16 protein-coding genes are annotated in these 10,589 nt (G+C 64.0%); 2 read left to right on the forward strand and 14 right to left on the reverse strand.

Annotation, left to right across the window (positions count from 1 at the left end; translation table 11 throughout):
* Positions 1-169: 169 nt before the first annotated feature.
* The 6 genes from QMX79_RS03230 to QMX79_RS03255 all read right to left on the reverse strand — a co-directional run bounded on the left by QMX79_RS03230 (position 170) and on the right by QMX79_RS03255 (position 4,017).
* On the reverse strand, positions 170-1,186 hold the full coding sequence (locus QMX79_RS03230; protein ID WP_282244319.1) for a peptidoglycan DD-metalloendopeptidase family protein: 1,017 nt from the start codon (positions 1,184-1,186) through the stop codon (positions 170-172).
* Between the two features lies 1 nt (position 1,187).
* Positions 1,188-1,523: a transcriptional regulator gene (locus QMX79_RS03235; protein ID WP_282244321.1), complete on the reverse strand. Its 336-nt coding sequence runs from the start codon at positions 1,521-1,523 to the stop codon at positions 1,188-1,190.
* Complete coding sequence (locus QMX79_RS03240; protein ID WP_282244323.1) at positions 1,520-2,176, reverse strand: hypothetical protein; 657 nt, start codon at positions 2,174-2,176, stop codon at positions 1,520-1,522. Before QMX79_RS03240 ends, QMX79_RS03235 begins: the two co-directional genes overlap by 4 nt.
* Positions 2,177-2,248: 72 nt before the next feature.
* Complete coding sequence (locus tag QMX79_RS03245) at positions 2,249-2,947, reverse strand: hypothetical protein (protein ID WP_282244437.1); 699 nt, start codon at positions 2,945-2,947, stop codon at positions 2,249-2,251.
* A gap of 153 nt (positions 2,948-3,100) precedes the next feature.
* Positions 3,101-3,373, reverse strand: coding sequence for a hypothetical protein (locus QMX79_RS03250; protein ID WP_210132571.1), 273 nt, complete (start codon positions 3,371-3,373; stop codon positions 3,101-3,103).
* Positions 3,374-3,513: 140 nt separating this feature from the next.
* Complete coding sequence (locus QMX79_RS03255; RefSeq protein ID WP_282244333.1) at positions 3,514-4,017, reverse strand: hypothetical protein; 504 nt, start codon at positions 4,015-4,017, stop codon at positions 3,514-3,516.
* A 173-nt stretch (positions 4,018-4,190) separates the two neighbouring features.
* Between QMX79_RS03255 and QMX79_RS03260 the strand changes: the two genes are divergently transcribed.
* Positions 4,191-4,433 carry a hypothetical protein gene (locus QMX79_RS03260; protein ID WP_282244335.1) on the forward strand — a complete coding sequence of 81 codons (243 nt, stop codon included), beginning with the start codon at positions 4,191-4,193 and terminating at the stop codon, positions 4,431-4,433.
* Between the two features lie 19 nt (positions 4,434-4,452).
* Here the strand turns inward: QMX79_RS03260 and QMX79_RS03265 are convergent, their stop codons facing one another.
* From QMX79_RS03265 to QMX79_RS03285, 5 genes are read right to left on the reverse strand one after another with little or no spacing between them, the layout of a single operon-like run.
* On the reverse strand, positions 4,453-5,466 hold the full coding sequence (locus QMX79_RS03265; protein ID WP_282244337.1) for a L,D-transpeptidase: 1,014 nt from the start codon (positions 5,464-5,466) through the stop codon (positions 4,453-4,455).
* 21 nt (positions 5,467-5,487) lie between these two features.
* Positions 5,488-5,856 carry a nuclear transport factor 2 family protein gene (locus tag QMX79_RS03270; RefSeq protein ID WP_282244339.1) on the reverse strand — a complete coding sequence of 123 codons (369 nt, stop codon included), beginning with the start codon at positions 5,854-5,856 and terminating at the stop codon, positions 5,488-5,490.
* Positions 5,857-5,881: 25 nt separating this feature from the next.
* A complete protein-coding gene (locus QMX79_RS03275; protein WP_282244341.1) occupies positions 5,882-6,568 on the reverse strand; it encodes a hypothetical protein in 687 nt (228 codons plus the stop codon).
* Positions 6,565-7,419, reverse strand: coding sequence for an MBL fold metallo-hydrolase (locus tag QMX79_RS03280; RefSeq protein ID WP_282244343.1), 855 nt, complete (start codon positions 7,417-7,419; stop codon positions 6,565-6,567). Before QMX79_RS03280 ends, QMX79_RS03275 begins: the two co-directional genes overlap by 4 nt.
* Positions 7,416-8,237: an MBL fold metallo-hydrolase gene (locus QMX79_RS03285; RefSeq protein ID WP_282244344.1), complete on the reverse strand. Its 822-nt coding sequence runs from the start codon at positions 8,235-8,237 to the stop codon at positions 7,416-7,418. Before QMX79_RS03285 ends, QMX79_RS03280 begins: the two co-directional genes overlap by 4 nt.
* 130 nt (positions 8,238-8,367) lie before the next feature.
* On the opposite strand from QMX79_RS03285, the gene gcvA reads away from it, so the two are divergent.
* Positions 8,368-9,297 carry a transcriptional regulator GcvA gene (gene gcvA, locus QMX79_RS03290; protein ID WP_282244346.1) on the forward strand — a complete coding sequence of 310 codons (930 nt, stop codon included), beginning with the start codon at positions 8,368-8,370 and terminating at the stop codon, positions 9,295-9,297.
* Here the strand turns inward: gcvA and QMX79_RS03295 are convergent.
* From QMX79_RS03295 to QMX79_RS03305, 3 genes are all read right to left on the reverse strand, one after another.
* Entirely contained in the window at positions 9,277-9,675 is a 399-nt protein-coding gene (locus tag QMX79_RS03295; RefSeq protein ID WP_282244349.1) for a hypothetical protein, read from the reverse strand. The two genes, gcvA and QMX79_RS03295, sit on opposite strands and share 21 nt — an antisense overlap.
* Positions 9,676-9,823: 148 nt before the next feature.
* Positions 9,824-10,261, reverse strand: coding sequence for a hypothetical protein (locus tag QMX79_RS03300; protein ID WP_282244351.1), 438 nt, complete (start codon positions 10,259-10,261; stop codon positions 9,824-9,826).
* A gap of 71 nt (positions 10,262-10,332) precedes the next feature.
* Positions 10,333-10,473 carry a hypothetical protein gene (locus tag QMX79_RS03305; protein ID WP_282244354.1) on the reverse strand — a complete coding sequence of 47 codons (141 nt, stop codon included), beginning with the start codon at positions 10,471-10,473 and terminating at the stop codon, positions 10,333-10,335.
* Positions 10,474-10,589: the final 116 nt, after the last annotated feature.

Raw genomic sequence — 10,589 nt, forward strand, 5'->3', positions numbered from 1 at the left:
AACCCACGCGCGGGGGGCGCACGGGCCCCACCCCGCCATCCACACCCTGCGGGGGGGGGCCGGGCGCGCGCCCGCGGGGGCGCCCGCTACCGTCAACCAGGTGCTTGCGCATCAGCTGATCACCCGCGATTCCGTATCAGGGCCGGTGCAGCTCCCCTAGCCTCACACCCTACGGTGCGACGGTTGCCTGCCGGATGCGCTGGCCTTTCACCGGCTCACCCAGCGCGACCGGCTTGTCATCGGCCAGGTAGTTGGAGAACTGCGCGGGCAATGCGGTGGCTTTGCCGAACTCGGGCCCGGCCTGCAACTGGTAATGCAGGTGGGCTTCGGACGAGTTTCCGCTGTTGCCGCAGTCGGCCAGCTGCGTGCCGGTGCGCACCACCTGCCCTTTCGTGACCCGCACACTGCCCTGGCGTAGATGGGCAAGGACCGAGTATTCGTCGTTGCCATGATCGAGGACGACGCGGTTGCCGGTGGGCTGGCCGGGGTTCATCTCACCGGGCACGTTGTCGGCCACGCCTTCGATCACCTCCACTACCCTGCCGTCTGCGGGGGCCAGGATGGGCTTGCCGAAGCAGAAGTAGTCCTCGTTGCGGCTGCCTTCCGCACGGTGTGAACTGCCATCCTGCAGGACCAGCAGGTCCATGGCGAAACGCTGGCTTGCATGCGCCGCATGGTAGTTCTGCTCGACGCTGCGCCCGCCCCAGAACACGTAGAACTCGTCGGAGAACGGCAACTGCAACGGCGTGCGGTTTTTGTAGTCAAGGCGCTGGCTTGCCGCGGGCGGCGATGGACCGGCCCGGTGTGGACGGATGTTGAAGCCTGCAATCATGCCTTGGGCATCGAATGCCCAGGTGATCTGGATGATGGCCGGGTTCTTCGCGAACCGTACCTGGCGCACATAGATGTCATACCCACCATCGGTGCTGACCGTTTCGCTGACTACGTCGGTTTCCTCGCCACCTGCGGCGAGCACCTGTTCCCTCAGTGCCGTCAGGTTCTGTTTCGATTGCAATGCGGCCTGCATCTGCGGCGTCATGCGCTCCCACAGCGCATCGACATGGCCCTGGTAGAACTGCGAGGTCATGTTGGCGCCGTCCTGGCGTGTGTCCTGGGTAGCGGCAATGCCACTGAACGCCATCAGCGATAGAACCAGCGTTGCCGTCAATTTCGCGAACAATGTCATATCAGGAGTCCGTGCTGTGCGGATCGGGAATGCCTGCGACGACAGCCGCAAGCTGCGTGCGGTACTCGGCCAGCCCCTGCCGACCTGCAGGCGTGAGCTGCAGGGTGGTCAACGGGCGTTTGCCGCGGAACGATTTATCGATGGCGACCAGCCCGGCCGCTTCGAGCTTGCTCAGGTGGCTGGACAGGTTGCCCTTGCTCAGCCCGCTGAGATGTTCGACGAAACCGAATTCGGCCGATTCAGCGCCTGCCAGGATCGACAGGATCAGCAGGCGCGCCGGTTCGTGGATCAGGCGATCCAGCTGCAGCAGGCTGCGGGGGTCGGGAAGCTGGGTCATGGCAGCGGCTTCCGCGCGGCCACGAACGCGCGCATTTCCGTTTGCAGTCGCAGGAACCGCTGGTGGTCGCGCCAGCCCACCACCACCAATGCAATGGCCGCCAGCGGAAACATCACGGTGGTCGGGCCTAGCGCATAGGTCTGGCCGGTGAATGCCACCGCGGCCTGGCACAGCAGGAACACGCCCACGATGAACTCCAGTGGCGTGCGCAGCCAGCGCCAGACAATGAGCGGCAGCAGCGCCACAACCGCGAGATACCCAATTGCGCGCGGATCCCACGGAAGCTTGCCCATCGGGACCATCCGGGTCAGCACGAACCCCACGATTGCTGCGCTGATGACCGCAGTAAATGCGATGAAAAAGCGCTGGAAGTTGCGCTCCGTCGGCGTTACCTGCTCCTCGACCTTGCCGAAGCGCTGGTAGTAACGGTGCACCATCCACTGCTTGCCCGCGAGCCACAACACGGGCACGGCGATGAGCACCGCCCGCAGCTCAATGGTGGCGGGCAAGAGGACGCCGGCAAGGAAGGAGGCCAGGCAGGCAATGCCGCCGGCGATCGCGGACATGCCGCCCGCGCTTCGCGAGTACCGTGAGTACTCGCGGGTCATGGCCTGGAAACGGCTGTAGGGGTCGGTGACGGACGGCAGCTGCATGACGTGCTCCAAGGGGTCGCCTTGGAGCAGTTTGCAGTGCAAACGTGTTTGCGTCAACCGTCAGGCGAAATCCTACTTGGAGGCGCCTTTACCGCCACCCTCGTCGTGCTGAGCCGTTGCCCTGCTCTGCGCGAAGTCCGGGAACGTCTCAGCCAGGGACTGCTGGTCCGGCAGGATGTAGAACAGGCCGCCTTTCTGGAAGGTGGGCTGGATGATCCTGGTGTAGAAATCCGGATTGACGTTGATGCAGCCGTGCGTGACGCGGTTGTCGTCCGGCGACGGGGACGCCAGGCGTTCGACGCGTCGTTCGGCCGGAACGCCGGTCGCCGTGGGATGGATGGAAATGGCGCTGTCGTAATCCACCCAGAGCACGCGGCCGGCGTCGAGTGAATCACCATAACCGCCAATGAAGCGACCAGCAGGGGTGGTGCGATCGCGGCCTGGAATTTCCTTGAGCGCAAGACCAGCAATGCCCGGCGCCACATGATCGCCGACAGCGGAGCCGAACAGCCCCGGCGCTGCGCCAAGCAGCTTGCCATTGCCGTCGAACACGAAAATCTGCGCTGCGGCTTTGTCCATCACCGCGAACGGATAACCTTCTGCGTCCCTGCTCGCCTTCACCCACCCGGCGATCTGAACCACCGTGTCGGACACCGGCTGATCCGGCGGCAATTGATCGTTGGAGGAAGCCGGCTGTTCAGCGGGCTGCTGCTCGGCCGGGTCCTGTGCACGGGCCAGGGCGGGGCCGGCGAACGCCAGCGTCAGCGCCAGTGCGCCACACGTGGCTCGGATAGCGGGGTGCATGTGCATGGTGTAGGGGGAATTCCTTGGAGCTACGACAGACTAAAGCAAAGAAACCGGTGGCCATCAACGGCCACCGGGTCCTGGTTTACAAACTTCGGTACTGCATGTGCGACGAAGCGATTAACCGCGCGGCTGACGCTTCGGCGGGACCGTTTCCAGACGCTGCACACGGCTTTCAATCTGATCCAGGCGCTGGTTAGCCTGCTGAGCCGACTGGTTGGCCGATTCAGCACTTTGCGCTGCGCTGTTCACCTTGGTATCAAGGGAATCGAGGCGCGAGTTGATCGTCGCGAACTCATCCTTATACGTGGCGCAACCGCCAAGGCCCAGGGCGGCGACGAGCGCCACGCCCAGCGTACGCGTCAACACCACACTCTTCTTGTTCATGATCATTCCAGCACTCCTTCTTGGGTCTTGGGTAAATAGCGCCCCCTCTGCCGGATCAATCATTGCGCTGAACTACGTACATGGATTGTGAAGAAGCTGAATGTCTGAAACAGGTAGCTGAATGCGGCTGAGAACAAGGCGGGTTTTCACTGCCCAATCCACCGGTAGCATTGGCTGGTCCCGGACACATCGGTTCTCAATGATTCAAGAAAGTCCGCTGCTTCTGCTTCGAGACGCTTCGATGGGGAGGTCTCCAGAATGCTCATTAGAAGCGATGCGGCCTCTTTGCAGTTGGCCTCATCGTCAAGGGCGTGAATCTGCAATGCAAGGTTGAGCATCGCCATGTGGTCCCCCAGCTCCGCTCCACGACGCAGCCAGAAACGCGCCCTGACCGGGTCTGAGGCCCACCACTGGTAATGATTGATGAGCCGGGTAACGGCGGCCGTGTCGCCTTGTGCTGCCAGCCTTTCATTCAATCGAATCTGCTCGTCCCTGAGAAGGAAACGTCGCCCTGGGTCGCCCGGATACGCGTTGCCAGGATTGGGGATCGGCGATACGTCCTGCGCGCATCCTGACGTGGCAAGCAGCAGGACGAGTGCGAGGATCAGCGCTGCGCGCGGGAACATCGAGGTGGTAACTGGGGCGATCAAGATCACTGCTTTCCCCCCGGGAAGTCGGGTACTGCCAACTGCCGGAGTGTTCCGCCAGCCCTGGAAAACGTCAAGGTGCGCAGGACGCCGTAATGCGAATGCGTCGTGATAGCATTGTCGGGTCGCATCATGTGCGGCCACGGAAGACCTGACGGCCAATGGATTGAAGTCTGATGAAACAGCGCACCTACATCGAACTCGTGGCAAACCTCTTTGCGTTCATCAGCTTCTGCCTGGCGATGATGGCAACGGGAACCGCAGTGGTGGTCTTTTCACTCTGCACGATTGCACTGACAGGGTGGATCCCCTTCCAGCGCGGTCCCAGCAACCGATTCACGCATGCGGTAGCCATTGCACTGCCCATCGCCGCTGTCGTGAGAACGGTCGCCCACTTCCTTCCGAATCCGTCGCTCTAGGGAATGGCGGGCAGCCCGCTCACAGCGCGGGCTGCTCTGCGTTGAGTACCTGCAGCGCCGGCCCGGTGGTTTCGGGGAGCACGTGCTTGTCAGTCACCAGCAACACCACGCCCGGCTGCAGGATCGGCTTGAGCGCGGCGCGGAAGCCATCTGGCAGCAGTACCCGCTGCTCGTCCGCCTGGCTGAGCGTCGTTCCCCCTGCTGCCTCCTCCCCCGGAATGCCCACCTCAACCCATGACGGCTCACCGGCAGCCACTTTGGTGTTGGCGACCATGTAGGCGCGGGTTCCGGCCGGCGCAGCGCCGTTGCGGAAATCCACCCGCGAACGCCCGATCTCCTTGCCGTCACGGTAAGCGAACAGCCGGCGGTCGCTGGTGCTGAGCAGCAGCGACACCACGCCAGTGGGCGCCACCTCCGGCTGCCAGCGGTACTGCTCCTGCGTGCCCAGCGGCACATCCAGCACTTCCTTGCCCGTGCCCGGATCGATCGGGCTGGCGACCAGCGGGTGCACCAGCCCAGGATCCGACACGCCGTCTTTGGCGATCACCACTACCATGCCCATGTTGGTGGCGCCGAACAGCAGGCGCGCAAACTCGGTGGGCAGGTGCACACAGCCGTGCGATTCGGGATAGCCGGGCAACCCGCCCGCATGCAGCGCGATGCCATCCCAGGTGAGGCGCTCCTGGTACGGCATGGCGGCGTCGTTGTACTTGCTGGAGTGGTGGTCCTTGTCCTTCTGCAGGATGGTGAACACACCCGTGGGCGTTTCGTGACCGGGCTTGCCGGTGCTCACCGTGGATACGGCTTCCAGCAGGCCGTTGCGGTACACGTAGGCACGCTGCTCGGTGATGCTGACCACCACTGCCATCGGGCCCATCGCTTTGGAGTCTCCGCCCCACACCCACTGGCCCGGCTTGAGCGCGGCCGGTGAGGTGTCGGCGGGGCTGGACGTAGGTGCTCCCCAAGAAGGTACTGCGTGGGCCTGCCCGGATGATGTCATCAGCGCGATCAGGAGCAGGCCAAGCTTCGTCATGAGGTGTGTCCAGCGGTGGGCTCAACCCGATGGTAGCGCGATAACGGAACCTCCCAGTACCTGCCAGCCGGTCGCTGTTTTCACCCAGAGGCGGCAGTACCTGAAATGGCCGGAGAACGCGGCCCCATAAAATGTACCGGCCAGCGCAGCCGTCACCGAGGTTACGGCGGCGTGGTCGCGCAGGGAAACCTCTATTGAGCGCCACTCCGCGCTGGTCAGCTTTTGCCGTCCCGAGCGATGCAGCGCCAGGTCATCCTGTTTGCTGAACACCTCGCCCGCAGAACCCACGAAAATCAGGTCATCTGCGATCAGGGAATCAAGGGCCTCTACATTGCTGGTGAGCATCGCAACGCGCAGGGCTTCCTCGTGCTGCCGGATTTCAGTGTCCATGCGAACTCCATGAAGGGGGATGGCGTTACTGCTGCGCTGCTTCCGGCGCCAGTGTATGGATCACCTTGCCCTGTGCATCCAGGAACTCGATGGCCCCGTAGCCTTCCGGGGTAACGGTCAGGCGCAGCCTGGCACGGTCCTGCTTATCGTTCAGCGCGATGGCCGGCGTGCCATCGGCACCCACCACCATCTGGATCCGCGTGGGCGTCTGCACGCCCGGAATCAGGCGATTGTCCAGGCGGGGTTCGCGGATCAACGGCGGCGCCTGGTTGATCGAAAACCGCACCTCGCCATCCGGCGAGACGCGCCAGCCGATCGCATCCATGGCAGGGTGGTCCAACGCGAGCACGGCCATGCCACCCTCCACGTCCGCAGTACCGAAGCCGCCGCGCTCACTGCCCTTGTCGTCGTACAGCACCATGCCCGCCACATTGAAGGCGCGCTTGTACTGGATGCCATCGATGATGGGCGCAGGCGTCTGGCCCGAAAGGGTCATGCGGATCACGCCCTTCTCGTCGACGATATCGATGCGGCGTGCGGTGATGCGCTCGCTGTCCGGAGCCTCCACACGGGTCTGCGGCGCCCTGCTGACGATGACCTTCTGCAGCTGCTCGACGGAGGGGCGCTTGGGGCTGGCCGGCTCCACCGCGTGTGCATGGAGGGCCAGGGACGATGCGGCGAAGGCAATGATGATGCAGTCCAGCGTTTTCATAGGCTCCCTTCCGGCCACTGCAGCCACGTGGCCGGTTCCATGATCTGCAAAGGGACATGCCGCTCGCGTGCGGCCTGGCGAACCCTGCCAAGCGGATCGTCCACTTCGACATACTTGTCCATTCCGCTGATGCCGTAGTGAATCGGCACCAGCACCCGAGCGCCGAGGATAACCGCAGCGGCCACCGCCTGCTCGGGCGTAAGCACGCCCGGCTGCCCGCTGACCGGCTCGCGCCAGCCGAAGCGCGCGCCATTGATGGGAAGGAACGCGGCATCGAACGGGCTGAACTGGCGGCCGATGCGCCACCAGTTGCCATGCCACTGGGTATCGCCGCCGTGGAAAATGCGCCGCCCGCCGGCCGAGACCACCCACGAAACCTGCGTATCCCCGTAACCATCCGAAGCGGGCACCGGCGTGGCGGTGAAGTCGCCCAGCAGCTGCGGCTCCCACAGCGCACTGGGGCGGGCACGCGCGCCCTGCGGCCACGGTGAGGGCTGCAGGCCTGCGGGGTACGCCAGTACACCGCCGTTCTTGAGTGCGGCCGCTACTGCGGTCCCATCGAAGTGGTCCGAATGGGTGTGGGTGAGCAGTACGTGGGTTTCGCCCACGGTGTCGTCCACCGGCACCAACCGGTCGGGTAGCGCCCTGCCCCATGCCTCCGGACTGACCAGCGGATCGATGAACAGCGTGCTGTCGGGAAGCTGCAGGCGGACTCCCGCCCATGCCAGCCGCTGGGCGCGCAGTGTTCGCGGTACTGCGGCAGCTGCCAGCACCCCGAAAGGAAGCAGCGTCGCCGCTGCCGCGCCCGCGCAGCCCGCAAGGAAGCGCCTGCGGTGATTGAAGCCATTCATGCAGCCTGCTCCCTTGCCGCCAGCACAGCATCCAGCGCGAAGATAGATTGGCTCTCGATCACATCGAGATTGTGGCCATGCCATTCCCGTTCGAACGCGGTCGGCACCACGCCTGGCGCAACGCAGTCATCCAGCCGGATGTTCGATATCAGCGCCGCCACTTCCACCGGTGTGGCGGTCAACCGGATGTCCACCACGATGTCCTGCATGCGCCGCAGGTAATGGAGCGCGTTGTCGAGTACCGGCGCGTCGAACACGCCCATGTGCCCACCTACCACCCGGCTCCGCCCGAACTGCTGGATGCGGCCAATGGCGGCTCGCTGCAGCGCCGGGTCTGCGCGGGAGAGGTAGACGATGTTGCCCACGATGTTGTCACCCACGCAGACAAGATTGGCGGTGGGCACATCCACGCTGAAGTGGTCCATGGTCTTGCCGGGGTTGTGCAGGAAGCGCAGCTGGTGGCGGCCCCAGCGCAGTGCCATGTTGTCGAACACGATGTCCGGCTCCCGGTAGAGCGCGCGCACGGGCCGGTTCTGGGAAAGAAACGCCTGGCGGTGATGCCGGTGTGCCAGGGTAAGTGCATCGGGAAACAGCGACATGCCAGCAATGTGGTCGCTCATGAAATGGGTGGCGGCGATCAGATGCACCGTCTTTTCCATCTCTCCGCACAGGACTTCCCTCAGCCGGGCGGCATCGGCCTCGCTGCCCATTGCGTCGACCAGCAGCACCCGGTCGCCATCCACAAAGGCGGTGGCAACCGATTCGACCTCATCGCCCACGAACATCACCACATCTGGAGCCAGTTCCTGGATTCGCATTAGGGACACCCCGTTGGCAGGATGGGCATCGTGGCCAACCCGCCGGGGCGCGACAAACGAGTTGTTTTGCACGTCGCGTTAGAAAATCTAATGCGATACGATGCGGACGACCCCGCTCCCCAAGGCGCCCGTGAAAGCCCGCCCCTCCGCCCCGCTCAATGCCCTGCGTACGTTTGAAGCGGCGGCACGCCACCTGAGCTTCAACGCGGCGGCCAACGAGTTGTTTGTCACCCCGGCGGCTGTCAGCCACCAGGTGAAGCATCTGGAGGAGCACCTTGGCGTAAGCCTGTTCCAGCGCAACCACCGTTCGGTGACGTTGACGCCGGAAGGCGCCGAACTGGCTGCAACGGTCGGCGAGCTGTTGGGGCAGCTGGACCTGGCGTTGGACCGTGCACGCAACCGGGCGCCGGCCGTGCTGCGGGTGACCACCATGGAATCGTTCGCAGCCAAGTGGCTGGTGCCACGCCTGCACCGTTTCCAGCAGGCCTTTCCGGATGTACGGGTGCGGATCGACACCAGCGACGAGCATGCGGACTTTCTGCGTGGAGGGTTTGATGTGGGCATCCGCTATGGACCGGGCAACTACGCTGGCGTCCGTGCAGATCTGCTGATGCAGGCGCCTGCCTTCCCCGTGTGCTCGCCCACGCTGCTGGGCGCCAACCCGCACGGACTGGAACACCCTGACGACCTGTGCCGCTACACACTGCTGCACGATGAGGGCGCGACAGGCCGCCCAGGGGTTCCTGCGTGGTCGGATTGGTTGGCGGCAGCAGGTGCCACGAACGTGAACCCCGCTTCGGGCCCTGTCTTCGCCAGCATCTATCTTGCCCAGGAAGCCGCAGTTTCAGGCCACGGTGTTGCGTTGGGCCTCGCGCCGCTTGTGGAGGACGACCTTCGACAAGGTCGCCTGGTCAAGCCTCTGCTGACGGAACTGGAAAATGCCTATGCGTTCTGGATGATCCGTCGGCCATCGCCAGAGCAACATCCGCATGCCGAGGCGTTCTGCCAGTGGCTTCGGGCGGAACAGCGGCACCCCGCTTCAGCGGCTCTGTTGGGCTGAAACTCTGCAGGCAGGCACGACGGCTGGCGCCGGGCTCATGTAAGTGACATTACCCGCGCAGACCTGGTACGCGAAGGAGACGCTGGCAAGGCCAGCATCCGGTACGCGTGCCGTGTGCATGACCTCCCCCTTGGACGACAGCAGCCTGATGCGGGCCCCATCTGGACTGGCGGAGTTGCCGGGGGTAGTCAGCTCCAGGTTGAAGCCGCTGGAGAGTTGAACGGTTGCGGCCTGCTGGGATGGCAGTTGCAGATCCAGTGCAACAGGCGGCAAGGCGTCCTGCTGCACTACGCCCGTGAACTGCACGGATGCGGGTGTGGAAGCTGATACGGAAAAAGATGCACAGCAAAGCGAGAGGACAGCGGCTACAGCCTTCATCATTCACCTCCGTTGTGTGGGATTTCCAGATTCCGGGCCCAGGCTACGCGGTGATCATAGGGTGGCCCGGTTCCGGCTACAAGCGGGACAGCCTGCCGCTTCAGGACCCGAGAAGAATTCTGCATGATGCTTGGCGGGGTGCGTTTGATCAGCCAGTCAAGATGGCCAAGGCAAAGAAAAACGACACGGCACCCGCACCGAGAATCCCGTAGGTCACCCACAGGGGGCTGCCTTGACCAAGCGCGAATGCAACATAGGCTTCTTTGACGTTGCGGCCAGAAAGAAGGGAAACGACGGCGAGCGCAAGGAGCGGCAGCACCGATGCCAGTCCGAACCCCAAGAGCAACGGTCGCCAGTCTGTGTTCGCGAAGCCACCCATGGGGTAAAGCGCGATTCCGCAGCAGAGACCGATGAAGAACAGTGCGTTGGCCGTCCAGATTGCCGGGCGGTGCCGACGCAGCAGGTATGCCCGTGACCAACCTTGGTAATGCGACGGTAGATTCCGGGCCCATCGGCTGGTCAACCAGGTCGCGATGATCCCGCCAATCACCCCGCTGATGGCGGGGCGAATCGAATCGAACTCCATTGCCTGCCCACTCCCTGGTCCTGCCTTCCGGCATCATGCCAGAGAGGCACCCGCCTACCTACCCGTGATCTTCAATGCAGCGTCGGGCCGGTCGAGCGCGCCCTCGCCCTTCGGGACTGGCTGTCCCGGAAGTACTCCGGCCACAGGCCAATGCGGAACTGGTTGAACCACATCTGCTCGTCCGCCACCGGCTTCAGCGTGGACTCGACCATGCTTCGACCAGCATATCGCAGGAGCGGCAAATGACTAATGCATGGGAGGTATATATGACCTTCACGGTGTCCTCGGCCCCCTAAATGCAACGATGCAAGGCGCAACCTGCCTCCCC

It is taken from the genome of Stenotrophomonas sp. PS02300 (assembly GCF_029959395.1).
Taxonomy (GTDB): Bacteria; Pseudomonadota; Gammaproteobacteria; order Xanthomonadales; family Xanthomonadaceae; genus Stenotrophomonas; species Stenotrophomonas maltophilia_AD.